Raw genomic sequence first — 25604 nt, forward strand, 5'->3', positions numbered from 1 at the left:
GCGCGTGGCACGGTAGAGGGGTGTCAAGTCCACGAGCGGCGGACGTGGTCCTGCTCACCGCGCTGCCCGTCGAGCACCGAGCTGTGCTGCGGGCGCTCGGCGGCGTGCCCCGCGTCGGACCGTACCGGGTGGTCGCGCGGTGCCTGGCCGGCATGGGCAACACCGGCGCCGCGGCCGGGACGCAGCAGCTCATCGACACTCTGCGCCCGGCTGCCGTGCTGCTGGTGGGCATCGCCGGCGGGGCGCCGACGACATCGGGCCTGGCGCTGGGCGACGTGCTGGTGGCCGACACCGTCGTCGGCTACGAGCCCGGCCGCCACGACAAGGCCGGCCTGCACCGGCGGCCCGACGTGCACCGGCCCGACTTCGCGCTGCTGGCCGCGGCGCGGGAGGTGGAGCCGGGCGAATGGGCGCCGTTCATCGACGCGGACCGTCCCGGCGGGAGCCCGGCGCCACCCCGGTCCCATCTCGGCACGGTCCTCAGTGGCGAGAAGGTGATCGCCGACGGCCGGGAGCTGGCCCGGCTGAGCCGCGCCTGGCCGAACACCGTGGGTGTCGAGATGGAAGGCCTCGGCGTCGCCACGGCCTCCTACCGCAGCGGCGCCGGTTTCCTGCTGGTCAAGGCGGTCAGCGATCTGGCCGATCGGGACAAGGACGACGCCTGGCAGGAGTACGCGAGCGAGGCCGCGGCCCGCTTCGCGCTGGCCGTGCTGCGCCGGGAGCCGCTCACCAAGCGCGCCGAGGACGAAGCCACCGCCGAGGCGGAGGCGGACGAGCCGCGCATGTTCGCCCTCGCACCGGCGCACCGATCGCCCTGCCGGCTCGGTGCGGTCGCCGGCAGCATCCGCCGCGTCCGCTTCGCCGACGCCTGGGTGAGCAGCGAGAACACCGACATGGAGATGTCCCGGGCGGCCGAGTTCACCATCTCGGGCATCGTCCGCTACTGGGGTGCGCGCCGCGACGGCGGCGGCCGGATCGTCGACGACACCATCGCCCGCCAGCTGGCCGAGCAGGTGGGCAGCCGCCGGCCGGTCATGCCCGGGGCCGCGTTCGTCACCGGGCCGGGCTCGCTGGCGGACAGCCACCACGTCCGGGCGATCATCCACGTCGCCTCGGTCCAGGGCGAGCCGGGGGCCGGCTTCCGTCAGGTCCGCAACGTCGGCGTGTGCGTGACCAACGCCCTGGCGCTGGCCGAGACCCTGGATGTCACCAGCATCGTCCTCCCGCTGCTCGGCGTGGGCAGCGGCCACGGGGACCCACAGGCCACCGCGGCCGCCATGATCACCGCCGCGATCGATCATCTGAGCGGACGGGCCACGACCCGGCTCCGGGCGATCTACTTCCTCGGCTACACCCGGTCCGAGCTGGACACCCTCACCACGTGCCTGACGGAATCCCCGTACCTCCAGGCCCTGTGACCGCTCACTCCGCGCGCGCCAGCGACGAGAGGATGATCTCCCGCGCCATCCGGACCGTGGCCGCCAAGGCGGCCGGATCCCGGCCGAGGCGTTCGGCGCCCGCGCGCATGACCCCGGACAACAGCTCCACCGCCAGGGGCACGTCGCCGACGTCGCGGAACTCACCGCGGGTGATGCCGTCCCGCACGACGGTCTCCACCTCGACCACGATCGCGTGGAACGGGCTGCCCGGCCCCTTCGGTGCCGCGGCGTCCGGCGGCCCGGAACCCGGCCGGAACATCAGCTGCAGGGCCTGGTCCGTGAACGCCTCCAGCACCGCCTCGATGATCTCCCGCAACCGCTCCGGGGCCGGCTCCGCGGACCGGCCGGCGATCGCGGCCACCCGCTCGACCGTGGGCCGGCCGGCCCGCTCGGTCAGCGCCAGGACCAGCGCGCTCTTGTCGGCGGCGTAGTTGTACAGCGTGTTGCGGGCGAGGCCGGCCCGGGCCGCGATGTGGCCCATGGTGATCGAGTCGTAGTCGCGTTCGAGCAGCAGCTGCCGCGTCGCCTCGGCGAGCTCGGCCCACACCATCGCGTGGTGCTCGTCGATGCTGGCTCCCCGGATCCGCGGCATCCGGTCATCCTCCCCCACCAGGGGGTGTCGATCGTGCCGGGCCCACCCTCACCGCCGGCCGGCCTGCCCGGCAGCCACGGCGATCCCGGCGAGCTGCGGGTTCTCCTGGTGGGCGGCGGTCAGTCTCACCCGGCTGAGACGCCAGCCGTCCGGGGTGCGGACCGCCTCGTTGTCGTAGAAGCCGGCCACCAGCCAGCGGTCCGGCCCGTCGCCGGCCAGCTCGGCCGGGAGCCAGTGCTCGGCGCGGACGTGCGCGTGGATGGTCGCGCGGTCACCGTCGACGGCGATCACGTGGCCGGTGATGGCGTGGTGGGTCGCCGTGAAGGACGCGAAGGAGGCCCGGACGATCCCGACGTAGTCGCTCAGCGGCACGGTCATCGGCGGGATGCCGGCGACGGACTCGAAGTCGATCGTGAGCGGGTCGGTGAAGACGAGGCCGGGCAGCTCGGTGAACTCTCTGCGATCGGCGATGTCGGCGTAGCGGCTCAGCAGCTCGAACAGTTCGGCGCGATCGGTCATGGCGAACCCTCTCCTCAATTTGGCGACAAACTGTCGTAAAGATTACGACAGTTTGTCGTGAACAGCAAGCACGCGCGGTGGTACAGGGATGGACCGCTCGGCCGAGCTGCGGGGCTACCGTCGCTCGTATGACCCTCCGACGGATCGCCGACCCCGCGGTCGGCGCGCAGATCCGCGCCCGCCGCCTGCTTCGTGGGTGGAGTGTCCGGTACGCCGCCAGCAGGGCCGGTGTCTCGCACGCCACCTGGAGCCGGATCGAACGGGGGCTGCAGACGGCCGACAACCGGTTCATGCTGGCGGATATCGCCGGCGCGCTGGACTGCGCCCCGGCCGATCTGGCCGGCACCGGCGTGCCGGCGCTCGACCGGGCGACCGCGTCCGCCCGGGCCGGGGTGTTCGACCTGCGCCGGGCCCTGGTCGACATCGACCTGACCGAGCCGCCGGCCCGGCCCGCGCCGCCGATGGCCGAGCTGCGCCGCAACGTCGCCCTGGCCGACGCCCTGCACCAGGCGTGCGACTACGCCGGTGCCTCCCGCCTGCTCCCCGATCTGCTGCGGGACCTGCACACCGAGACGGCCGGCCCGGATCAGCGGGAGGCGCTGCGGCTGCTGTGCGACGCGACCCACGTCGCGTCCACGGTGCTGCGTGGTCTCGGGTATCCGGCGGACGCCTGGCTGGCCGCCGAGCGGTGCCGCGACGCGGCGGAGGCGACCGGCGACCCGGTGCTGCGGGGACATGCGGCGTACGCCCTGGCCCGGGCGGCCACCGCCTGCGGTTCGTACCAGCGGGGCCAGACGCTCGCCGAGCGGGCCGTGGACGACCTGAGCCGGCACCTCGGGCTGCCCGGCGGGCCGGAGGTGCTCGGCTCGCTGCACCTGGTCGCCGCCCTGGCCGGCCGGTGCCGGCAGCGGCTCGACGACAGCCGGGACTGGCTGGTCGAGGCGGCCCGGCTGGCCCGCCGCACCGGCGAGACCGACACGATGGGCATGTTCTTCGGACCCACCAACGTGGACATCTGGCGGATGAGCATCGAGGCCGGCGACGGCGACCCGGTCCGGGTGGTGGAGATCGCCCGGCGCACCGACCCGCGGGCCGTCCCGGCCGGGGTCCGGCAGGTCTTCTACTACGCCGACACCGCCCGGGCCCTGAGCCGGATCGGCGGGCAGGACCGCGAGGCCGTCCGCTTCCTGCTCACCGCAGAACGGATCGCGCCGCAGCACGTGCGGACGTCGACCGAGGTCGCCGAGACCCTGCGGACCCTGCTGGACCGTTCCCGCCGTCAGGCCGGCGGCACCGAGCTACGCGCCCTGTACGAACGCATGCAGACCGGCTGAGGCCCTCCCGCCGGGCGCCGGCCAGCTCCCGCAGCATCACACCAGCGATCGACACCCCAAGGGTGCAAAGCCGACCGGATTGCCCGTTCAGCGGGCACCTATGCGCATCACGGTGGTCCAGAGTGACCGGTCGGCGAGGATTCCTTCACGCTCCGCGCCCATAGGATGTCCGTGTGTCGATGCCCGGTTCGCCCGACGAACGCCCGGCGCGGACGAGCCGCCTCGACATCGGGGGCGCCACAGCGGTGGCCCTGGTGTCGTTCGCCCTCGGTACCGCCGTACAGCCCCACATCGACCTGCCGTGGGATCGCAGCGGGCCGGCCATGGCCGACAGAGCGGCCTCGGTCCGGCTCGTGCTGGCCCAGCAGGCCGTCCAAGAGCTGACGGCCGATCAGGAGGCCATCCGGTCCACATTGGCGGAGACACAGCTCACCCAGGCGAGCGAGCTGGTCGAGGCAGCCCGCGCGACGGCCACGGACGCGGAGCGACTCAATCACCGGATCTACGACCGCAAGGTGCTGATGGAGGCGCTGAGGATGCGACAGGCCACCGCCGTGTCCGCCCAGGTTCCCGCCGACCGGGAGCTGCAACTCGCCGGCCAGGAGGTGGAGGACAGCCGGAGCGACGCCGCCGACCGCATCAGTCGCTCCGAGCGAGCGAGCCGGGCCGCACTGGCATTCGCGGTGTGGATGGTGGTGGCCTTCGGGTTCGCCGTGGTCCGGGGATGCCGACGCGGACGCAAGCGCCTGGTCCACGGGCGCTTCGTGCTGCTGGGCGGCCTGACCGGCGTCGCGTTGCTGCTGCTGGTGACCGCCTTCGGCTGGCTGATCGCCGCTGTCGTCACCGCCGCCCTGGTCGTCGGCTGGATTCTACGAACGGGGCAGGCCGATGCCGGACACGTCTGACCGGGCGGTGTCCGACCCGAGCGACGATCTGCTGGCCATGGCCGAGGACGCCGCGCGGGTCGCCCGCCGGGTGGCCACCGCGGACCTGCCGTTCACCGTCGGTGTCTACGGCGCCTGGGGTGAGGGCAAGACCAGCTTCGCCAAGCTGGTCGCCCATGACCTGGAACGGCAGCCGGGGTGGCGGGGCGCCCGGTTCATCGAGTTCTCGGCCTGGCCGTTCGTGACCGCGGACGCCGTGTGGCGAGCGTTGCTGGAGACCATCGCCCGCGATGTCTACAACATGCCCGTGAACCAGGCCGACCCACCACACCAGCCGGTACGGGCCAGACTGCGACGGCTCCTGCTCACCGAGGTGCTTGCGACGGGCACGGATCCCGCGGAGGTCGACCGGCAGGCTCTCGAACGCCTGCTGGCGGACTTCCCGGAGGCCGACCGGGAGCCGCTCAGGACTGTGCTGGCTGCCCGGCCCGACATCGATGCGCCGGCGCTCGATCAGCTGCTGGCCCAGCGCACCGAGGCCCAGCGGAGCGCCGTCGAGGCGTTCGTGACCGCACCGACCGAGGCCCAGCGGCGGGCCTTCGAACAACTGATGGCCAGACTCGGCCGGTCCACGGCCCTGACCAGCCGGGGCGCCGAAGACGCGGATACCGCCCGCAAGTTGTCCCTGCTGGCCGGGGTCGTGCTCGACGTGGCAGCCACGGCCGCTTCGCCGCTCAGCTCTGTCCGCGGTCTGCTCGGCCTGAAGGACGACGCGGCGGCGAAGGCGGCCCGCACCGCGGAGACCAGCGTCACGAGCGTGGAGGAGATCCGGCAAGGCGTGCGGGACCTGTTCCAGGCGGCGAGCACGCCCCGGACGGTCGTACTGATCGACGACCTGGACCGCTGCCTGCCGGAGGTCGCCTTCGACATCCTGGAGACGATCAAGGTGTTCCTGGCCGAGAGCGCCGCCACCGAGGCGCGGTGCCTCTTCATCGTCGCGGTCGACCAGGAGGTGCTGACCCGGGGCCTGAACGTGCGACTCGGCGGTGACACCGAGGCGCACCGGCTGGAGGCCCGCACCTACCTGGAGAAGGTCGTCCAGTTCGGCGTCTCCGTGGCGGACCTGCGCGCCTCGACCTCCGAACGGCTCATCGCCGGGCGGTTCCCGGAGTGGGTGGGGGCCGTGGACCTGATCGACCTCGCCACCAGCAGCAACCCCCGACGTCTCAAGCAGCACTGCGAACTACTGACCTTCGGCTACGAGCGGGTGCAGGAGCAACGCGGATGACCGAGACCAGGCACGTCGAGGCATGGCACCGGATGGTCCGCCTCACCGCCACGGACCTGCGGATGAAGGACCCGGACGAACGGCACGCCCTGCTCGCGGAGCAGCGCCTGGCCGGACCGGCCACCCCTGTTCTGCTGCGGTTCGTCGACGCGCACGCCCGCGACGGCGCCATCGTGAGCCGCGACGGGCCGTTCACCTACATCGCGACGACCGTCGCCGAGCAGGCCGCGACCACCTCGGTCGAGTGGCTGCATCAGCGCTTCTTCAGCCGGGTGCTGCGGATCTGGCACGACGATCCGGACTTCGCCGGGATCCTGGTCCAGGCGAGCTTCCGGCAGGACTTCGCGGACCAGGTCGCCGAGCTCGACGCCTGGCTCGACGACAGCGCCGTCCGCGGCGAACCCGGCGCCCGGCCGGTGCTGGTGCGCGACCGCGATCCCGGCAACCAGCTGGACCAGCCGACCTGGCAGTCGATGCTCGTCGGCTCACCCCGGGTGTCGCAGCTACCGGTCGAACATCTGCGGGCGGACATCGGTCAGCTTCCCGCCCACCCGTCCGCCCTGCCCGCGTACAGCGAGAACTCCGACGAGTACCGCAACGCGGCCGATCGGCTGCTGCAGGCGGCGAGGGGCCTCGATCCGGCGTTCGATCTGCAGGTCGAGGCGCGCCTCGACGTGGCGCTCGACCTGGTCCGGCGACGCCGGTTCGCGAAGGTGCGGATGCTCGACCTGGGCTGGCCGGAGCTGGTGAAGCTGGTCCGGATGCCGGGCGGAATCCAGCGCCTGCGCCAGCTGGAGGCCGAGGTGCTCGGCGTCGAGGCGGTCGAGCCGCTGCCCGGAGACTGGACGGCCAATCTGCAGAATCAGCGGCTGGTGGAGTTCCTGCGCATCCCGCCGTACTTCCGGGTGATCTCCGACGACCTCTTCACCCGCGCTGCCGGTCCGGCCCGCGGTGGCGCTTTCACCGTCGAGCGGGAATGGGCGCCCTATCTCGACACCGAACTGACGCTCGTGCGGACCGGGGACCGGGTCGCCGGCCGATGGCGGGGCACCGCGACGCTGCGGGCCAGGTCCGAGGGACCCTCGTGGCAGGTCGATCTCCCCCTCGATGAGCTGACCTCCGCGGTCAAGAATCTGTACGAGCTGTACGTCTACGGTTCGCGCATCATCTCGCGCGACCTGGCAATGATGCAGGACCCCGCCGAGGAGGTCGAGAAGATCGGCGATCGGCTGTGGGAGTTGACGTTCGGCCGCCCCGACGCGGCCGACGCCGCGGAACGGCTGAAGAGACTGCTGACGTCCGGGCGTACCCGGCTCACGATCTCGTCGGACACCGACCTGGTGACCGACCTGCCGTGGGAGTGCCTGCGCATACCGGATCCCCGGGTGACGGCCGGGCTCACCACCAAGCTGTCCGTGGTCCGGCGGGTCGAGGCCCAGGGCAATCTCGTCCGCCATTCGCTGAGCTCACCGCTGCGGGTGCTGGCGGTGCACGCCGAGCCCGCCGGGCAACCGCTGCCCGGCGCACGACAGGAGCTGCGCCTGCTCAAGGAGAGCCTGGCGGAGGCGCAACAACAGAACGTCGCGTCGCTGGTGACGATCGAGAACGCCACGATCAGTGACCTCCGGGACAACCTGCGGCGGTTCCGGCCGCACGTCCTGCATTACACCGGCCACGGCGGTTTTGACAGCAACGGTGCCGCGGCCCTGGTCCTCACCGATGCGGCCCGCCGACCCGTCATGCTCCCCGCCGATCAGCTCGCGGCCGACCTGAAGGGCAACGGCGTGGCCCTCGCCGTGCTGAACGGCTGCCATACCGGGGTGAATCCGGCCGCCAGCAACGCCAACCGCGGCATCTGCCAGTCGCTGCTGCGCAACGACGTGGCGGTGGCGGTCGCGACCGTACGGGCGGTCACCGACAACGCGGCGCTGCGCTTCGCTCAGGAGTTGTACCAGGCGCTGATCTACGGCTACCCGCTGGAGGCCTGCGTGGCCGAGGCCCGCAAAGGCGTCTTCATGCAGGGCTGGGACTGGTCCGCGTGGGCGATGTTCGCCTCGCACTCGGCGGCCCTTGACCAGCTCCGGCTCCGCCGTCCGGCCATGCCCTTCGCGCAGACCCGGTAGATCTCGGCGGTGGTGAGCCGCGGTGAGTCACCTCTCGCGAAGGCACCGAGGGACGGTCCGCCCTCGCGGACCGGGTCTGGTTCATGGACCTCAAGGGGATCAGACAGTGCCCGCCCTGGTCCGGCAGCGGGGTCAACGTTCGGACAGACGGTCGACCGCCGGCGAGGTGGCCGTCACTATGGACTGGTCCGGCCGGCTTTCGCCGAGGAGCTGCTCATGCTCACCGTTCGACTTTCCAGCACTCAGCCCCTGCCCGGCGGCGGGACCCCCGGGTCGAGCGCCGTTCAGCGGGGCTTCCGGGTCGGGGTCGAGATCAGGCCGCACCTGGAGGCCTACCGGGTCGCGGTCGTGTGGACCCCGGACGGGTGGCAGAGCACCCGTTACGTCCCGGGCCAGCTGACCCAGATCGCCGACGGCAGTGAGATCTGGTCGGCCGAGGTCAGCTGGGTCGTGACGCCGCCGACCACCTTCTTCTACGCCGTGGTGGGCGTCGGCTTCGACGGTCCGGTCTGGGACAACAACGGCGGCTGGAACTACCGCTGGGTGTCCTGACTGTCGCGGCCCAGGTCGATCATCGCGTTCATCAGGCGAACGGTGCGGGCCTCGTCCTCGCCGTGGCCGGCCTGCCGGATCAGCATGTGCTCTCGAAGGGGAGCTCGGGGATGTAGCGGGCCCACTCCTCGGCGTTCAGGCCGCGACCGCTGATCGCGCACGCCTGCCGGGCCGGGTCGGCCGCCAGGTCCTTCGGCACCGTGGTGTCCCAGAGCGTGACGGCAGTGCTCGGGCCGCCGTACGTGCCGCCCGCGGCCAGGGTGCGGCCGTCCGGGCTCAGCGCCGTGTAGAAGCTCTGCAGCCCGGGACTCTTCATCGTGGCGTACCGGACCGGGGTGGCCGGGTCGGCCAGGTCCCACAGCATCATGGCATCGTCCAGGCTGGCCGTGGCCAGCGTGCGCCCGTCCGGGGTGAACGCCAGCGACATGATCTCGTTGCTGTGGCCGATCAGGGTGGCGATGCGGCTGGGCTGGGCCGGGTCGGCGACGTCCCAGAGGATCGCCGACGCCTCGTTGTCCGTGCCGGCGGCCAGGGTGCGGCCGTCCGGGCTGAACGCCAGCGCGTTGGCGGTGTAGCCCACGAAGTCCGACAGGGCGATCGAGGTCAGCCGCACCGGGGCGGCCCGGTCGGCCAGGTCCCACAGGGAGACGTTGAAGCCCTCGGCGACGGCCATCGTGTGCCCGTCCGGGCTGAACGTGACGGCTGTCAGCGTCTTGCGCAGGGCGAGCGTGGCCAGCAGCGCGGGATGCCGGCGGTCGGCCAGGTCGTACAGGGTGGTCTTGCCGTCGCGGCGACCGACGGCCAGGGTACGGCCGTCCGGGCTGAACGCCACCGCGTAGACGAGGTCGCCCTCCTCGGTGATCGTCGCCAGCTGGGTGGGTGCGGCCGGACGGGCCAGGTCGAACAGCGTCACCGTCTTGTCCGCGCCGGTGGCCGCCAGCGTACGGCCGTCCCGGCTGATCGTGGTGGCCTCGACCTTGCCGGTGCTCAGCGGTACGGCGTCGCGCCGTACGGGCCGGCCCGGCTCGCTCAGGTCCCACGGCACGGCGGTTCCCTGGTGGCCCGCGACCAGCAGCGAGCGGCTGTCCGCCCCGTACGTCAGTCCGACGATGCTCCCCGGGTACGGCCCGGGCAGCTCGGCCAGCGCGTCGCGGGCGAAGCGGCCCCGGGTGTTCCACAGCGTCGCCGTCCGGCGGTCACCGACCGTGGTCAGCGCGCGGGTGTCCTGGCTGAAGGAGATCGACCTGACCGGGCCGCCCCGGGCCGTCACGGTGGCCACCAGGGTCGGCAGCCACGGCCAACCGTCGTTCTCGTCGAAGGTCCACACCGCGGTCGAGCCGTCCGAGTCGCCCAGGGCCAGCATGCCCCCGTCCGGGCTGAACCGCAGCGTGTTCAGGTGGGACTGCCCGGAGGCGGCCAGCTGCGACGAGCCGCGCCGGGGCTGGGCCGGGTCCGTCAGGTCCCACAGCCGCAGGTAGTCGCCGTACTCCTCGACGGCCACCACCGGCAGCTTCGGGTTGAACTCGATGACGGGCTCGACGACGGGGTCGCCCCAGAGCTGGGTGAGCGCTTGCCCGCGGACCGGGTGGGCCGGATCGGTCAGGTCCCACACGGTGACCGCGGTGCCGCTGGTCACTCCGGTGCGCCCGTCCGGGCTGAACTTCAGGGGGTACGCCTCCGGCAGCGTGGCCAGCGTCGACGGGGTCGCCGGGGCGACGTCCCACAGGACGGTGTTCTTGTCGCCGTTGCTCGTGGCCACGGTGTGCCCGTCGGGGCTGAACGTGACGGTGAGGATTCCGGCGGCGTCGGACAGGGCTGCCTTCCGTACCGGATGGGCCGGGTCCGTGACGTCCCACAGCACCGCCTGCGGGCTGCCGTCGCAGACGGCCAGGGTCCGCCCGTCCGGGCTGGTCGCCAGCGTCTTGTCCGCATTTCCGCCGGGCGGCAGCAGGCCGATCCGGGCCGGCCGGGCCGGGTTCGCCGTCTGCCACAGCGTCACCGGCCCGCCGGGCCCGGCGACCGCGACAACCTGACCGGCGACGGATACGGCATCGACCGCGTCGCTGAGAGCGCCGGCGTAGTGCGTCGACATGGCGAGGTGGCTGAGCTCCTCGAGGGTCTGGTCGTCGGTGTGCAGGCGCTGCGCGGCCACGCCGAGCATGAGGGCCTTGCGCGGGTCGTCCGTGATCATCGTGCGGGCCCGGCCCATCAGCCGCCGGTTGATCACGGCGCGCTGCTGCAGAGCCATCTGCTCGCGCTGGCGGCGGGCGTCCGCGGCCGCCTCCCGCGCCAGCTTCTCCTGCTTGATGCGCTCCTGGTTGGCCTGCCGGGCCAGCTCGCGGTGGTGGCGGGCCAGCTTCTCCTGCTCCTTCGCGCGGGCCGTCGCCTGCTTGGCCAGCTCCTGCTGCCGCCGGGCGTTGGCCAGCTGCTGGGCGGCGTTCTCCCGCTGGCGGGCCGCGTCCTCGGAGGCGTCGCGCGCCGCCGCCTGCTGCCGCTCGGCGTTGGCCTTCTGCCGGTCGGCGCTGGCCCGGTACTGCTCGGCGCTGGCCTGCTCGCGCTCGGCTTCGGCGGCGGCGTCCTCGGCCAGGGCCTGCTGTTCCTGAGCGAGCTGAGCCTGCCGTTCGGTCTCGGCCACCGCGTCCTGGGCCTTGACCTCCTGGACCCGGGCGTTCTCCTGCTGGCGCAGCGACTCCTCCGTCGCGCGTTCGGCCGTGCCGCGCTGCTCCGTGGCCACCCGCTGCTGCCGCAGCGCCTCCGCGGCGGCGGCGTTGGCCCGGCCGGCGTTGCGCGTGGCGACGACGCCGGCCAGCGACGCGAGCAGGGTGAGCAGGACCAGCGTCGCCACCGCGACGGCCGACAACCGCCGGGCCCGCCGGTGGTACCGGACGTCCTCGCCCTCGAGCTCGTCCTTGCTCACCCCGTGCATCGGTGCGGCGAGCTGGGCGATCGCGTCGCGGAAGCGGATGTGCTGCAAGCTCAGGTGTACGTCGTCACGAGCCCAGCGCAGGTCGAGATAAAGCGGTTCCTCGGTGAACACGCCCCGCAGCGCGGCCGGCACCGCCGTGGAATCGGCGGTGAAGTCCCGGGCGCCGGCGTCCCAGCGCCATTCGCCGTCCGTCACCACCGGGAGGATGCGGTCCGGTGACTTGGTCGCCACCCAGTGCTCGATCTCCCGGTTCACCCACGGTGAGCTCGCCGCCTCGGGCGAGGCCAGCAGGACGAAGTACTTGGAGCCGTCCAGGGCCTGCTGGATGGAAGTCCACAGCGCGGGCGTCACCGCCAGCCCGGTCTGGTCCCGGAAGATCCACAGTGCGCGACGCCGGTGCCACGGCTTGGCCAGCCGGTGCAGGCCCCGCTGGACCGCGGGGGCGAGACGCCCGTCGGCGGCATGGCTGTAGGAGATGAACCCGTCGAACGGCATGACTGTCCCCGTAATCCGCTTGATTGACGGGGACCGATTCTCCACGTGACCGGCGTACCGGTAAAGCGTGGGGCCGGGCGTCCTCGCCGACGCCCGGCCTCATTCGTGTCGCGGCCCGATCAGAGCTTGCCCCAGAGCTGGTTGGCGGTGGCGGCACAGTCCCAGAGCTGCAGCGCGGCGCCGTTGCTGCCGACCCAGTCCTTGATGTCCACACACCGGCCGGACGAGACGTTCACCAGAGTTCGGGCGGAGGTGAGGGTGAACCGCTGCACCGGGTTGGCGTTGCAGTCGGCCAGCTGGATGCGGGTGCCGTTGGCCAGGGCGCCCCCGGCCGGGTCCATGCATTTGCCCATCGCGCGCAGGGTGCCGTCGGACTGGAACGCCCACTTCTGCGCGTCGCTGCCGTTGCACTCCCACGTCTGCAGGAGCGCGCCGGCGTTCGCCACGCCGCCCGGGATGTCGATGCAGCGGCCGCTGAAGTTCGACTGCAGCATCGTGGCGCCGGTGGTCGGTGGCGTGGTGGTCGGCGGGTTGGTCGTCGGGGGTACGCCGGGGTCGCAGTCGTTGGTGCTGACGACGTTGTCGGCGTGCGCGGTGCCCGCGGACCGGTAGCCGTTGATCGCCGCGGTGGCCTGCGCCGGGCTCAGCACCTGCTTCTTGGCGTGGTAGACGTAGTCGACCGACTGCAGCCAGGTGCTGGTGCCACCGGCGTGTCCGGCCAGGTCGATGAACCACTGGTTGAAGTCGATCGACATGTTCTGCCGCGGGTAGACCTTGCCCGAATGGTCACCGACCAGCGCGCCGTCGATGTAGTACTTCACGTGTCCACCGGAGACGGTCGCCATCACGTCGTGCCAGCCGTTGATGCTGCGGGCCTGCTGGCTGTGCTGGTTGTCGGCGTACCAGGGGTCGGCGACGTAGGTGTACCAGGTGGTCTGGTAGTTGATCGGACCCGCCTCGCCCCAGCCGCCGTTCGGCAGGTACTCGGAGAAGTCCAGCTCGGAGTAGGTCGGATCCATCGGCGCGGCCAGCGGGGAGATCGTGTAGAAGGTCTGGTTCACGTGGTCGCCGTCGGAGCCGCTCGCCGGGGCGTCGGAGAACTTGATCCGGGCCAGGTAGGTGCCCTCGAAGAACCGCCGGTTGCTCTGCGAGAACTCGGCGTGCGACGTACCGCCGGCGGTGCCGTCGGTGACCGCCTTGAGCTGGGCGACCTTCTGCCCGTCGACGGTGGGGAAGGACACGTTGTCGGCGAGCCACCGGGCTCCGGCCACGCCGGGGCCGCCGGAGTTGCTCCGGATGCTCCAGCCGCGCTGGCCCAGCGCCGCGTCGGTGCGTGAGGCGTAGTTGAAGTCGTCGAAGAGCACGCCGCAGCCGGCGGCGGCGCTGCTGCTCGGCGCGGCGGCGATGCCGATGCCGGTGAGGGCCGCGGCGGTCGCGGCGATGGTCGCGCCGAGGGCGACCTTGCGGGTTGACGTCAGACCCATGGGGGGTGGGCTCCTTCGGGTGAGAGGCGCCGGCGGGCCTGTCGGGGGTGCCCGCCGGGGATACTGCGCGGCCGGTGCCTTTCCCCTGGAACTGACCAGTGGTCAGGTAATCGACCGCCCGAGTACCGTCGTCCATGCCAGTGGCCCTCGTCAATACTTATTTGTAAGGTTTCCTTTATTGCACGTCATGAAGGGCTCGACAGACCAGGCCGGCGACCGCGACACTGTGCGAGGCAGACCACTGGACAACTTCTGCGGGGGACGCGGTGCGGCGTGCTGAGGTACGGGACAGACTGCGCGAGCTGATCGACACCCGCGCCCCCGGCGACCCGATGCCGTCGGAACGCTCCCTCTGCGAGCACCTCGGCGTCTCGCGGCCGACCGTCCGGGCCGCCATCGACGACCTGGCCCGCGACGGCCTGCTGGTCCGCCAGCACGGCCGGGGGACGTTCACCAGTCCCCACAAGATCTCCCAGGAGATCCCGGCGGCGTCGGGCCTGCCCGTCCCCCCGGCCGACGGCGACTGGCTCAGCGAGGTGCTGGAGTTCCGCACCGAGTCGGCGGGCGCCCGGCTCGGCCAGCGACTGCACGTCTCCCCCGGCGATGACCTGCGCTATGTGAAGCGCCGGCGGATCGTGGACGGCGAGCCGATGGCCCTCGAAGAGATCAGGCTGCCCGCAGCGCTCGTCCCCGGCATCACTGCCGACGACTTCGTCTCCGGGTCGCTGTACAAGCTGCTCCGCGAGCGGTATCGGGTGGATCCGACGGACGCGGTGCAGACGATCGCGCCGACGGTCACCGACGCGGGCGAGGCCCGGCTGCTGGGAGTGCCGCCGTACTCACCGGCTCTGCTCTTCGAACGCACCGCCCGCGACAGCGCGGGCCGGGTCATCGAGTTCACGCGCTCGATCTACCGCGGGGACCGCTACCAGATCACCAGCCACCTGAAGCTCGGACCGGACTCGGGCTGACCCCGCCTCAGGGGGTGTAGACGACGGCCATCCGGGTGAGCTCGCCGTTCTCGGTGGCCACGGCGACCATGGCCTGCTTGTTGAGCTTGAACCACCCGGCGAACTCGCGCTGCGTCATCGGGCACGTCCCGCCCTTCTCGGGTGCGTCGATGCACACGTCCCCGTTGGTGTCCTCCCACGTGTAGTACTTCACCGCCGCCGCGATCGGGACGGTGACCTTGGTGTGGCTCTCCTCGGTCACGTACTCGGCATGGACGCACCGGCCGTCCGTACGCTTGATCTTGAAGGCCCGGCAGTACGCGTCGCCGGTCATGAAGATGATCGGCTCCACGACGGCGGACGCGTTCTCCGGGTCGTAGGTGTGCAGCTTGACCACCGACGTGGTGCTGCCCTGGGTGAGGTCGGCGAACCGGGGCTGCGGCACGGGCTTGCTGCTCGCCGCCGGCGCCGACGAGGCGGGCACGGACGGGGGCGAGGCCGAGACGTCCGGCGGGTTGGTGCCGCACCCGCCGGCCCCGAGCACCAGCACCACGGCGAGCAGTTTGCGCTTCACAGTTTCACGACCTCCGCGTGGGCGAACGCGGCCCGGGCGTCGCCGCTGATGACATCGTCGATGACGCCGAACGTGACCCGGCCGGACGCGAGGGACGCCTGGTCGAGCCGGGTGGTGAGCACGGCCGCGCCCGCCACCGAGACGGTGGCCTGCTCGTCGCGTACGAGAATCTCGACCGGGCGGGCGCCGCCCGGCTGCGTACCGGTGAGCGGGGCCTTCACCTCGTCGGTGACGCCGTCCTGGGTGTCCACGCCCAGCCGGACCTCGGTCTCGCAGACCGACACCAGGTACGCCTTCACGCCGGTGACGCGGAACCAGATCACCGCGCACGCTCCCGGCGTGAGGATCGCCGCGTCGACGGTGATCGCCTGGTCCCCGGCGAACTTCTCCGCCGGCCCCTCGCAGCGGTACACCGGGGACATCCCGGTCCGGGCCTCGAGCCGGTCCCGCTCGAAGACGCACCGCCCGTCGGGGTCGGTGCGCGTGTCCCGCCACTGGCCGGGCCGGTCGAGGCGGTCGACGATCGCCAGGCCACCCGCGGCCCGCTGCCAGGACGGCGCGGGAATCGGACCGGCTCCGGCCGAGGAACCGGTCTGCGTGTTCGTCGTCAGGCCCAGCCGGGACAGCACCGGGGCGGTGACCAGACCCGCCACGGCCAGGGCCAGCACGGCCGCGCCGGCCAGGACCATCCGCCGGGTCCGGCCCGATCGCGCGCCGCCCCGGGAGATCCGGTGGGTGCGCTGCGCGGCCGTGGCCACCTCCAGCAGCTCCGGGCGGATCAGCTCGGTCTTCTCGTCGGCGTCCAGATCCAGCAGCAGGTCGAGCAGCTCATGCGCGGTCGGCCGTTCCACCGGGTCCTTGGCCAGCGTGCGGGCCACCACCCGGCCCAGCGCCTCCGGCAGCCCGGACAGCTCCGGCGGCTGGGTCAGGATCCGGGCCGCGGTCGCGGCGGGCGAATCCGCCCGGAACGGGGTCCGGCCGGTGCCCGCGTACGCGACCACGGCGCCCCAGGCGAACACGTCGGCGGCCGGGCCGACCACACCCCGGTGGTCGGTGTCGAAGCGTTCCGGCGCCATGTAGGCGACCGTGCCGACCATCTGATCGGTACGCGTGTGCTGGCTCGTCACCTCGAAGGCGCGCGCAATGCCGAAGTCGATCACCTTGGGCGTACCCAGCGCGAACAGCACGTTGGCCGGCTTGAGATCGCGGTGGATCACCCCGGCACCGTGGATCGCGGCCAGAGCTGTCGCCACCCCGACCGCGACGCTGTGCAGGCTGCCGCCGGCGAGCGGGCCGTGCTCGGCGATCACCTCGGCCAGGCTCGGCCCGTCCACGTACTCGACCACCAGGTACGGCGTCGGATGGTCAGGGTCGGCGTCGAGCACCTCGGCCGTGCAGAACGGCGGGACCTGGCGGGCCCGGTTGACCTCGCTGCGGAACCGGCCGCGGAACTCGGTGTCGCCGGCGTACTCGGGCCGGATCATCTTGACCGCGACCAGCCGGCCGCCGGCATCCCGCCCGAGGTAGACGGCACCCATGCCACCCTGGCCGAGCCGCCCGAGCAGCCGGTAGCCGCCCAGCTCGGCCGGATCCCCCGGCAGGAGTGGATCAGTCACGGGCAGGACGATACATCGAGAGCTTTCAGCCGCCCGCCGCGCCGGGTCGGTCCGTCCCAGGTCCGGAGTCGTCCCGGGTAAGTTCGCCCCATGGCGGTGGATGAGGTCGCGGCGTCGTTGCTCTACCAGGTGATGGCTGTGGCCGGCCAGGTCACCGGTCGGATGCATGACGGCCTGGAACGGCTGCGGCTGACCGGGCCGACGGCGAACCTGCTCTGGGTGCTCAATCCCGGTGCCGAGCCACAATCGCTGCGCAAGCTCGCCACCCTGTTGCACTGCGACCCCTCCAACATCACCCTGCTCAGCTCGCAGCTCGAGGAACGCGGGCTCGCCGAGCGCCGCCCGCACCCCGGCGACGGCCGGGTCCGGACGCTGGTGCTGACTCCCCAGGGCCGGGAGATACGGGAGCAGCTGCTCGCCGTCGTCGCGAAGCGGTCCCCCTTCGCCAGCCTGGATGCCGAGGAACAGCAGCTCCTGCAGGCGCTTCTCACCAAGGCCCTCGCCAACCGGTAGATCCTTGAGAAACTCATGTACCTTCTCAACATGACCATGAACGCAGGCTCCCGCCGGGTCCGGCTGACCTCGACCGGAGGTCCCGAGGTGCTCCGTGTGGAGGCCATGTCGGTGCCCGCGCCCGGCCCGGGCCAGATCCTGATCACCATGGAGGCCGCGGGGGTGGCGTTCCACGACGTCACCACCCGCCGAGGGCTCACCCCCGGTGCGCTGCCCGAGGTGCCGGGCTTCGACGTCGTCGGCCACGTCGCGCGGGTCGGAGCCGGCGTCACGGAGTTGACCGTCGGCCAGCGGGTCGGCGCCCTGGTCGGCGACGGCGGATACGCGACGCACGTGCTGGCACCCGCGCTGCGGGCGGCCCCGCTGCCCGAGGGGCATCCCGCCGAGGTGCTCGACGCGCTGGTGCTCAACTACCTCACGGCCTGGCAGATGTTCCACCGGGTGGCCCGGCCGGCCCCCGGCCAGTCGGTGCTGGTGCTCGGCGCGGCCGGCGGCGTCGGGTCCGCGCTGAGCCAGCTCGCCCGGACCGCGGGAGTCGAGGTCTACGGCACCTCCAGCCCGGCCCGCCGCGCCCGGGTGGAGGCGGTCGGCGCCACCTGGGTTGCGGACGCGGCGGCGGTGCCGGCGCCGGTCGCGGCCACCTTCGACCCGGTGGGCGGCCCGTCGCTGGCCCGCTCGCGGCGGGCCACGAGCCGGTCCGGCGTGGTCGTCTCCTATGGATTCAGCTTCGCCACCGGCGCCGGATACTCCAAGGCCGGCGCCCTCACGCGCACCGCCGGCGCCCTCCTGCGCGCGAAGCTCTCACCGGGCGCTCGCCTGGTGGTGCACACCGTGCTGGGAGCGGTCGACAAAGACCCGGCCGGCTTCCGGGCCGACATCGCCGCCCTGGTCGAGCAACTGGACGCCGGGACCCTGCGGCCCGACGTCACCACCCTGCCGCTCGACCGGGCCGCCGAGGCACACCGCCGTCTGGAGAACCGCGAGGTCGACGGCAAGCTTGTCCTGGTCCCGTGAGCCGGGCTCAGCTCGGCCGCGCCGCGCCGGGCACCCCGGCCGGCGTCAGCGCCGACGAGGCGAGCAGCGCCAGCTTGCCGGCCGCGTCGGTGCCCGCGTCCGGGTGGTAGATGACCAGCATCTGGCCGGCGGTGCCGCTGATGCCGAGTTTCTCCCGGTTCAGGCGCAGCTCACCCACCTGCGGGTGGTCGAGGTGCATCGGGGCACCTTCGCGCACCCGTACGTCGTGACGCCCCCACAGCTGCCGGAAACGCGGGCTGGCCAGCGCCACCTCACCGACGAGCTCGATGCAGCGGGGGTCGTCGGTGCCGATCCCGACGGATTCGCGGAAGCCCGCGACGAGGCGCTCGGTGTCGGTGTCCCAGTCCGGGTAGAGCTCACGCTCGGCGGGCTCCAGGAAGACGTCGCGCAGCCGGTTACCACCGACCACCAGCCGCGGTGACAGAGCGGTGGCCAGCGCGTTCGCGGCCAGGACGTCGAAGTAGCGGCCCTCCACGAACGCGGGCAACGGCAGTGTGGCGACGAGCTTGGCGATGCCGGCCGGGACGCTCTCGCGCCTCGGGCGGCGCCGCGAGCGGCGGGGCTTCTCCGCTCCCAGACCGAGCAGGTACGCCGTACCGTCGTCGTCCAGATGCAGCACCCGGGCCAGCGCTTCGAGCACCGGCACGCTCGGGTTGCGGTCGCGACCCTGTTCCAGCCGCAGGTAGTAGTCGGCGCTGATCCCGGCCAGCATCGCGACCTCCTCCCGGCGCAGCCCCGGCACCCGCCGCAGGCCCAGCACGGGAATGCCGGCCTGCTCGGGGGTCACGAGCTCGCGGCGGGCACGCAGGTAGTCGCCCAGCGGGTTCGACTCGACGCTCATGAGTTCACCGTAGGCCGCGGCCGGAGCCGGTGGCTGGTCCTGCGACCCCCGCTCATCCGGCGACGGCGTCGAGTTCGGCGACGGTCGCGGCGTCCAGGTCGAGGGTCGCGGCGGTCAGGTTCTCCCGCAGGTGCGCCACTGACGACGTACCCGGGATCAGCAGGATGTTGGGCGAGCGGTGCAGCAGCCAGGCCAGCGCGACCGCCTTCGCCGGCTGTCCCAGCCGGGCCGCGACCGTGTCCAGCACGCCCGACTGCAGCGGGTCGAAGCCGCCCAGCGGCCAGAACGGCACGTAGGAGATGCCCTGGCCGTGCAGGTCGGCGATGATCGCCTCGTCCCCGCGGTGCGCGATGTTGTACCAGTTCTGCACGGTCACGATCGGCGCGATCGACTGCGCCTCGCGGATCTGCCCGGCGTCGACGACCGACACCCCCAGGTGCCGGATCTTGCCCTGGTCACGGAGCTCGGCCAGCGCACCGAAGGGCTCCGCGAGCGAACCGGGCACGGGCGAGTGCCCGTCCGCGCCGCCGCCGGCGCGCAGGTTCACCACGTCCAGCGCCTCGACGCCGAGGGTGCGCAGGTTCGACTCGACCTGCTCGCGCAGCTGCCGCGGCGAGCGGGCGTGCAGCCAGCCGCCGTTCTCGTCGCGTACCGCGCCGACCTTGGTGACGATGTGCAGGTCGTCGCCGTACGGCGCCAGCGCCTCGCGGATGATCTCGTTGGTCACGTGCGGACCGTAGAAGTCCGCGGTGTCGATGTGGTTCACGCCGGCCTCGACCGCCGACCGCAGCACCGCCACCGCCTCCGCGCGGTCCCGGGGCGGCCCCCAGACCCGCGGTCCGGCGAGCTGCATGGCGCCGTAGCCCATCCGGACCAGGGCCGGACCGTTCTTGATCTCGAATACTCCACCGGGCATGTTCTCCGTCATGTCGTCCAGGGTGCGGCGCGGTCCGCGGCGCAGGCAGACCTCCAGTGATCCTGGGAGTGACAGGGACAGTCAGGCCGGCGTCCGCGGTGCGGCGAACCGCCCTCGATCAGCCCGACCCGGACAGCTGACCCTAGGATCTGGCGAACGGGCACCGCGGACGGAGGAGCTTTCTTGACGGACTCGGCGACGTTGCTCCTCGACCGCCTGCGGCGGGCCGGGATCGGCCAGGTCGTCTCGGTGGAGCCGGTGATCGGCGGGCTGGCGGCCCTCGCGGGCATAGCGACCCGCCGGGACGCGCCGCCGGTGTTCGTCAAAGCTTTCGCCGACCCGCCGGACGACGACGTCTTCGCCGCCGAGGCCGAGGGGCTGACGGCGCTGCGCGAGCTCGGCGGCGTGGCGACACCCGACGTGATCCGGGCCGATCGCGAACTGCTCGTGCTGTCGGTGCTGCGTCCACGGCCGCGCGACGAGGACTTCTGGGAGCAATTGGCGCATGCGCTGGCCCGTCTGCACCTGAGCACCGTCCACGGGCGCTTCGGGTGGCACCGCGACAACTGGCTGGGCCGTCGCCGGCAGACCAACACCTGGAGCGAGGACGGTTTCGCCTTCTTCGCCGAGCACCGCCTGCTGCGGTGGCTCGGGCAGCCCCGCGTCGACGCGGCGCTCGACACGAACGACCGGGCGGCGCTGGAACGGCTGTGCCGGCGCCTGCCCGACCTGCTGCCGGACCGGCCGGCCTGCCTGACCCACGGCGATCTGTGGACCCAGAACGTCCTGTCCACCGCGGACGGCCGGCCCGCGCTGATCGACCCGGCGGTGTCCTACATGTGGGCCGAGGTCGACCTCGCCCACGTCTGGTCCACCTCACCGCCGCCCGAGGCCGGGCGGTTCTTCGCCCGCTACGCCGAGCTGACCGCCCTCGACAGTGACTGGCCGGCCCGGATGCCGATCATCCAGCTGCGGCAGCACCTGGCCGTGCTGGCCCAGTTCGACGACGACTGGGGCGCGGCCGACCAGATCCGGGCGACGCTCGCCCCGTTCCGGACGCTGAGCTGACCGGTCACCGAGCGCGGCGCGGTCCGCCGGTCGGCGTCAGCCGCCGGCCTCGGCCACCAGAGCGTCCAGCACACCGCGGAGTCTGGCCAGCGTCTCGGCCTGTCCCGCCAGCTCGAAGTCCCCGGCCATGGCTCGAGGGTCCCGGAACGCGAGCTGCGTGCCGTCGTCGCCGGACCACACCAGGATGCGCAGCGGCAGGTCGAGGCCGGCGCGCGGGTCGGCCTGCATCAGCGGCGTCCCGGCGGCCGGATCGCCGAACACCAGCACCACCTCGTCGGCCAACTCCAGGCCCACGCCCCGGGCGCCGGCCCCGTGGTCGATGGTGGCGAACAGTGTGATGCCGCGTCGCTGCAGGGTGGCGGTCAGGTGCCGCACCGTCGTCGCGACGTCGGACCGGGAGCGTGCGGTGATCAGGGCAGCCGTCATGGCATCTCCTCCGTATCAGGACGGCCCCAGTCTTGCGCACATCACGACCGGTTCTTCGCCGGCTTTCCGGGCCTGGCTGAGCTTCTGGTGCCAGTGCCACAACCGATCAGTCAGGAGTCGGGCACATGCGCATCAGAGCAGTGATCGGACTGACCGTCGCGGGCGGCGCCGCAGTCGTCGCGGCGGGGCCGGGCGGCACCGAGACGCCCTGATCCACGCGTCTGAGCATCACGCGGGCAGGCCGGCGGCCAGCTCGGCGACGGTGTGGGCGCCGATGCCGCTGAGCGGTTCGCCGGTGCAGGCCGCGGCAACCGCCCGTACGTGTTCCTGGGCGTCGGGCGCGAGCCCGTCGTAGATGGCGACGAACAGGTCGCGGGCGGGCTCGCGCAGCCATCCCGGCGGGAGCAGCCGGCTGGGCAGCCCGGGGTCGAGGATGGGCAGCCGCCGATAGGTGTCCATGATCCCGGTGCGGGCCCGGACCGCCTCGGGCCCGCTGATCCGCCCGGCCCGCTGGCGGGGCAGCACCGGCCGCCACGTCGCGATGAAGGATTCGTACCGGCCGGCGATGGCCGCGGTGTCCCACGCGTCGAGGGGTGAGCGGCCGGTCCCGGTCGCCAGGTCGAGGTGCCGGCCCTGGAAGACGGTCATGGTGGCACCGAACGCGGCGAGCTGCTCCCGGGCCTTCCCGGTGAACCGGCGCGGGGAGACCCAGAGCCCGTCGTACAGCGGGGCGAAGCCCATCCAGCGCAGTTGCGCGCGGAGCCCGCGCCGCTGCGCCGCCTGGTCGCGCGGCAGTGAGAAGGCGAGCACGGTCCAGCGCTCGTCCCACGGTTCGGCCACGACGGGTGAGACGATCGCGCTGCCGCCGACGGACAGGAAGCCGGCGGCGGCCGGGGTGAGCCGGTAGGAGCTGCGCCGACCCTGCCGGCTGCCTTCCAGCACGCCGCGCCGGGCCAGCCGGCTGATCGCGGTCCGGGCCCCGGCCTGGCTGACGCCGGCCTCGGCCAGCAGGGCGACGATGGCCGCCGACGGCAGCCAGGCCCGGTTGCGCAGGGTGTAGTCGGCCAGCAGGGTCACCGTCAGGCCCTGCGGCGAGCTGCCCGCCTGCCGGCGGGGCAGCCGCACCGTCTCCGCGGCGTCATCCGGGAAGATCTCCTCGATGTCGTACGGACTTGTCACGCGCCGACTGTAACGGCATCCGGTGACATCGGCCGATTGACTACTGTCGATTGACAGTTTGCGGTCCTGGGTGCACGCTAACTGCCATACGACGGGGTTCGCGCCGGGCCGCGCGACAGATGCCGTGACACAGGGCAGTCACGCGTACGTCTCCGACGATGTTGTGCGCCGTGATGATCCGGCGTGCACCGGTTCTGCCTTCCCCAGGAGTGACAAGGCATGAAGATCAGACGTCATCTTTTGCTGGCCGCCGCCACCGCGCTGGCCCTCATCGGGCTCGCCGTCCCGGCCGCCCGGCCCGCGTACGCGGCCGCGCTGACCGAGGTGACCAGCTTCGGCAGCAACCCGGGCGGGATGCGCATGCACATCTACGTCCCCGACGCGCGCCCGGCCAACCCCGCGATCGTCGTGGCCATGCACGGCTGCGGCGGCTCCGGCCCCGGCTTCTACTCCGGCAGCGAGTTCGCCTCGCTGGCCGCCCGGTACGGGTTCATCGTGATCTACCCGTCCGCGATGCAGGAAGCCGGCTTCGGCAAGTGCTTCGACACCTGGTCGGCGGCGGCCAAGCAGCGCAACGGCGGCAGCGACCCGGTCTCGATCGCGTCCATGGTGGCCTACGCCGGTCAGCGCTACGGCGGCGACCAGAACCGGGTGTACGCCACCGGCAGCTCGTCCGGCGGCATGATGACCCAGCACATGCTCGCCCTCTACCCCGACCTGTTCAAGGCCGGCGCCGCGTTCATGGGCGTGCCGTTCAACTGCTTCGCCAATGCGGCCGACTACCCACCGGGCGGCCAGTGCACGGGCGGCAGCATGAACCGTACGCCGCAGCAGTGGGGTGACGCCGTCCGCCAGGCGTCGCCGAACTTCACCGGCGCCCGGCCGAGGATCCAGCTGTGGCACGGGACGAACGACACGCTGGTGCCGTACTCGCTGCTCCAGGAGTCGATCGAGCAGTGGACCAACGTGTTCGGGCTCAGCCAGACACCGTCGTCCAGCGACACCCCGCAGGCCAACTGGAACCGCCGCCGCTACGCCGACGCCGCGGGCACGGTACAGGTCGAGGCGTACAGCATCCAGGGTGCCGGGCACAGCCTGCCCAGCACCGGCATGGCCGCCGCCGCCATAGCCTTCTTCGGCCTCACCACGCCACCGTCGACCCCGCCCTCCACGCCACCGTCGACGCCTCCGTCGAGCCCGCCCTCCACGCCGCCGTCGACGCCGCCCGCGACCGGGGCGTGCCGGGTATCCGACACGATCAGCGCCTGGAACACCGGTCTGACCGCGAACATCACCATCACCAACACCGGGACCACCGCCGTCAACGGCTGGTCGCTGGTCTTCACGCTGCCCGGCGGCCAGAGCATCACCTCCGGCTGGAACGCCACCTACTCCCCCGCCACCGGTCAGGTGACAGCCCGCAACGTCGGCCACAACGCGGCGATCGCTCCCGGCGGCTCGGTGACCGTCGGGTTCCAGGCCACCCACACCGGCAACACCGGACGGCCGCCCTCGTTCAGCCTCAACGGCGCGTCCTGCACCGTCGCGTGAGCCGTCCGAACGCACCAGTCAGGAGGAACCAGATGACACTGAGACCATGGCGCCGGCTGCTGGCCGCGGCCGCCACCGCCGGGACGGTCCTGATCGCCGCGGGAGTCGTGGGGCTGACCGGGGGCACCGCCTCGGCGGCCACCGCGGGCTGCGGCAAGACCCCGACCCTGCGCGACGGCACCTACACGATCCAGAGTGGCGGCCAGAACCGCTCGTACATCCTGCGGCTGCCGGGCAACTACAGCAACAGCCGGGCGTACCGGCTCGTCGTGGGGCTGCACTGGCTCAACGGCAGCGCCAACGACGTCGTCGGCAACGGCTTCTACGGCCTGCAGCAGCGCGCCGAGAACAGCGCCATCTTCGTGGCCCCGCAGGGTCTCGACGCGGGCTGGGCCAACACCGGCGGGCGGGACGTCACGCTGGTCGACGACATCCTGCGGGTGGTCGAGAACGACCTGTGCGTCGATCCGGCGCAGCGGTTCGCGCTGGGCTTCAGCTACGGCGGCGCGATGAGCTACGCCCTGGCCTGCGCCCGGCCCACCGTGTTCCGGGCGGTCGCCCCGATCGCCGGCGCCCAGCTCAGCGGCTGCGCCGGGGGTACGCAGCCGGTCGCCTACTTCGGGATCCACGGCATCCGCGACAGTGTCCTGAACATCTCCCAGGGCCGGGCGATCCGGGACACCTTCGTCCGCGCCAACGGCTGCACCGCGCAGAACCCGCCGGAGCCGGCCCAGAACAGCGGCACCCACATCACCACCGCGTACGCGGGCTGCCGGGCCGGATATCCGGTCCAGTGGGCGGCGCACGACGGTGACCACGTCCCGCTGCCGACCGACCGCAACGCCTCGACGTCCTGGGTCTCCGCCGAGGTGTGGCGGTTCTTCACCCAGTTCGGCAGCACCACCCCGCCGTCGAGCCCGGCGCCCGGGCCCTCGACGCCCGGACCGACCACCCCGGCGCCCGGGACCGGCGCCTGCCGGGCCACCGCCACCGTCAACGCCTGGAACAACGGGCTGACGAGCAACATCACCGTCACCAACACCGGCAGCGCCGCCCTCAACGGCTGGGCCGTGGCCTTCACCCTGCCGGCGGGTCAGAGCATCACCGGCGGCTGGAGCGCCACCTACTCGCCCACGTCCGGACGGGTCACGGCGACCAACGTCAGCTACAACGCGAGCCTGGCCCCCGGAGCGTCGGTCAGCTTCGGGTTCCAGGCCACCCACACCGGCAACAGCGGAGCCCCGAGCACGTACGCGCTCAACGGCTCCGCCTGCACCACCGCCTGACGGGGAGCTGAGG

22 protein-coding genes are annotated in these 25604 nt (G+C 72.5%); 12 read left to right on the top strand and 10 right to left on the bottom strand.

What is annotated here, in order from left to right:
• Nucleotides 1-20 precede the first annotated feature (20 nt).
• Entirely contained in the window at nucleotides 21-1418 is a 1398-nt protein-coding gene (locus tag AB0C12_RS38680; protein ID WP_360555573.1) for a macro domain-containing protein, read from the top strand.
• 4 nt (nucleotides 1419-1422) lie between these two features.
• Here AB0C12_RS38680 and AB0C12_RS38685 read toward each other — a convergent pair whose 3' ends face one another.
• A complete protein-coding gene (locus AB0C12_RS38685) occupies nucleotides 1423-2031 on the bottom strand; it encodes a TetR/AcrR family transcriptional regulator (RefSeq protein WP_360555575.1) in 609 nt (202 codons plus the stop codon).
• Between the two features lie 48 nt (nucleotides 2032-2079).
• Complete coding sequence (locus AB0C12_RS38690) at nucleotides 2080-2550, bottom strand: nuclear transport factor 2 family protein (RefSeq protein ID WP_360555576.1); 471 nt, start codon at nucleotides 2548-2550, stop codon at nucleotides 2080-2082.
• 128 nt (nucleotides 2551-2678) lie between these two features.
• Between AB0C12_RS38690 and AB0C12_RS38695 the strand changes: the two genes are divergently transcribed.
• The 5 genes from AB0C12_RS38695 to AB0C12_RS38715 all read left to right on the top strand — a co-directional run bounded on the left by AB0C12_RS38695 (nucleotide 2679) and on the right by AB0C12_RS38715 (nucleotide 8731).
• Nucleotides 2679-3884: a helix-turn-helix transcriptional regulator gene (locus tag AB0C12_RS38695; RefSeq protein ID WP_360555578.1), complete on the top strand. Its 1206-nt coding sequence runs from the start codon at nucleotides 2679-2681 to the stop codon at nucleotides 3882-3884.
• A 173-nt stretch (nucleotides 3885-4057) separates the two neighbouring features.
• Nucleotides 4058-4789, top strand: coding sequence for a hypothetical protein (locus tag AB0C12_RS38700; protein WP_360555580.1), 732 nt, complete (start codon nucleotides 4058-4060; stop codon nucleotides 4787-4789).
• Nucleotides 4773-6056: a P-loop NTPase fold protein gene (locus tag AB0C12_RS38705; protein WP_360555581.1), complete on the top strand. Its 1284-nt coding sequence runs from the start codon at nucleotides 4773-4775 to the stop codon at nucleotides 6054-6056. Before AB0C12_RS38700 ends, AB0C12_RS38705 begins: the two co-directional genes overlap by 17 nt.
• Nucleotides 6053-8179 carry a CHAT domain-containing protein gene (locus AB0C12_RS38710; RefSeq protein ID WP_360555583.1) on the top strand — a complete coding sequence of 709 codons (2127 nt, stop codon included), beginning with the start codon at nucleotides 6053-6055 and terminating at the stop codon, nucleotides 8177-8179. The genes AB0C12_RS38705 and AB0C12_RS38710 overlap by 4 nt, the downstream gene beginning before the upstream one ends.
• Nucleotides 8180-8395: 216 nt before the next feature.
• Nucleotides 8396-8731, top strand: a complete 336-nt coding sequence (locus AB0C12_RS38715) for a hypothetical protein (RefSeq protein WP_360555584.1) — start codon at nucleotides 8396-8398, stop codon at nucleotides 8729-8731.
• 79 nt (nucleotides 8732-8810) lie between these two features.
• Here the strand turns inward: AB0C12_RS38715 and AB0C12_RS38720 are convergent, their stop codons facing one another.
• Complete coding sequence (locus tag AB0C12_RS38720) at nucleotides 8811-12152, bottom strand: TIR domain-containing protein (protein ID WP_360555585.1); 3342 nt, start codon at nucleotides 12150-12152, stop codon at nucleotides 8811-8813.
• 119 nt (nucleotides 12153-12271) lie between these two features.
• Complete coding sequence (locus tag AB0C12_RS38725) at nucleotides 12272-13636, bottom strand: RICIN domain-containing protein (RefSeq protein ID WP_360555586.1); 1365 nt, start codon at nucleotides 13634-13636, stop codon at nucleotides 12272-12274.
• Between the two features lie 266 nt (nucleotides 13637-13902).
• Between AB0C12_RS38725 and AB0C12_RS38730 the strand changes: the two genes are divergently transcribed.
• Nucleotides 13903-14607 (top strand): GntR family transcriptional regulator, encoded by a 705-nt coding sequence (locus tag AB0C12_RS38730; protein ID WP_360555588.1) that lies wholly within the window; start codon nucleotides 13903-13905, stop codon nucleotides 14605-14607.
• 7 nt (nucleotides 14608-14614) lie between these two features.
• On the opposite strand, the gene AB0C12_RS38735 is transcribed toward AB0C12_RS38730, so the two are convergent.
• Both AB0C12_RS38735 and AB0C12_RS38740 read right to left on the bottom strand, forming a co-directional pair.
• A complete protein-coding gene (locus tag AB0C12_RS38735; protein WP_360555590.1) occupies nucleotides 14615-15160 on the bottom strand; it encodes a hypothetical protein in 546 nt (181 codons plus the stop codon).
• The gene (locus AB0C12_RS38740) at nucleotides 15157-16776 is read right to left on the bottom strand and encodes a serine/threonine-protein kinase (RefSeq protein ID WP_360555591.1); all 1620 of its coding nucleotides are present in this window, start codon (nucleotides 16774-16776) and stop codon (nucleotides 15157-15159) included. The genes AB0C12_RS38735 and AB0C12_RS38740 overlap by 4 nt, the downstream gene beginning before the upstream one ends.
• 90 nt (nucleotides 16777-16866) lie before the next feature.
• On the opposite strand from AB0C12_RS38740, the gene AB0C12_RS38745 reads away from it, so the two are divergent.
• Together AB0C12_RS38745 and AB0C12_RS38750 are read left to right on the top strand one after the other, a co-directional pair.
• Nucleotides 16867-17289 (top strand): MarR family transcriptional regulator, encoded by a 423-nt coding sequence (locus AB0C12_RS38745; RefSeq protein WP_360555592.1) that lies wholly within the window; start codon nucleotides 16867-16869, stop codon nucleotides 17287-17289.
• A 30-nt stretch (nucleotides 17290-17319) separates the two neighbouring features.
• The gene (locus tag AB0C12_RS38750; RefSeq protein ID WP_360555594.1) at nucleotides 17320-18303 is read left to right on the top strand and encodes a zinc-binding dehydrogenase; all 984 of its coding nucleotides are present in this window, start codon (nucleotides 17320-17322) and stop codon (nucleotides 18301-18303) included.
• Between the two features lie 7 nt (nucleotides 18304-18310).
• Here the strand turns inward: AB0C12_RS38750 and AB0C12_RS38755 are convergent, their stop codons facing one another.
• On the bottom strand, nucleotides 18311-19165 hold the full coding sequence (locus tag AB0C12_RS38755; RefSeq protein ID WP_360555596.1) for a helix-turn-helix transcriptional regulator: 855 nt from the start codon (nucleotides 19163-19165) through the stop codon (nucleotides 18311-18313).
• A 52-nt stretch (nucleotides 19166-19217) separates the two neighbouring features.
• Nucleotides 19218-20093, bottom strand: a complete 876-nt coding sequence (locus AB0C12_RS38760) for an oxidoreductase (RefSeq protein WP_360555597.1) — start codon at nucleotides 20091-20093, stop codon at nucleotides 19218-19220.
• Nucleotides 20094-20264: 171 nt separating this feature from the next.
• On the opposite strand from AB0C12_RS38760, the gene AB0C12_RS38765 reads away from it, so the two are divergent.
• Nucleotides 20265-21149 carry a fructosamine kinase family protein gene (locus tag AB0C12_RS38765; RefSeq protein ID WP_360555598.1) on the top strand — a complete coding sequence of 295 codons (885 nt, stop codon included), beginning with the start codon at nucleotides 20265-20267 and terminating at the stop codon, nucleotides 21147-21149.
• 36 nt (nucleotides 21150-21185) lie between these two features.
• On the opposite strand, the gene AB0C12_RS38770 is transcribed toward AB0C12_RS38765, so the two are convergent.
• Nucleotides 21186-21575, bottom strand: coding sequence for a DUF302 domain-containing protein (locus tag AB0C12_RS38770; protein WP_360555599.1), 390 nt, complete (start codon nucleotides 21573-21575; stop codon nucleotides 21186-21188).
• A 228-nt stretch (nucleotides 21576-21803) separates the two neighbouring features.
• On the bottom strand, nucleotides 21804-22754 hold the full coding sequence (locus AB0C12_RS38775; RefSeq protein WP_360555601.1) for a PaaX family transcriptional regulator C-terminal domain-containing protein: 951 nt from the start codon (nucleotides 22752-22754) through the stop codon (nucleotides 21804-21806).
• A gap of 219 nt (nucleotides 22755-22973) precedes the next feature.
• Here AB0C12_RS38775 and AB0C12_RS38780 point away from each other — a divergent pair, with 219 nt between their 5' ends.
• Nucleotides 22974-24305 (top strand): PHB depolymerase family esterase, encoded by a 1332-nt coding sequence (locus tag AB0C12_RS38780; protein WP_360555603.1) that lies wholly within the window; start codon nucleotides 22974-22976, stop codon nucleotides 24303-24305.
• Nucleotides 24306-24337: 32 nt separating this feature from the next.
• Entirely contained in the window at nucleotides 24338-25591 is a 1254-nt protein-coding gene (locus AB0C12_RS38785) for a cellulose binding domain-containing protein (RefSeq protein WP_360555605.1), read from the top strand.
• Nucleotides 25592-25604 lie beyond the last annotated feature (13 nt).

This window comes from Actinoplanes sp. NPDC048967, assembly GCF_040649415.1.
GTDB lineage: Bacteria > Actinomycetota > Actinomycetes > Mycobacteriales > Micromonosporaceae > Actinoplanes.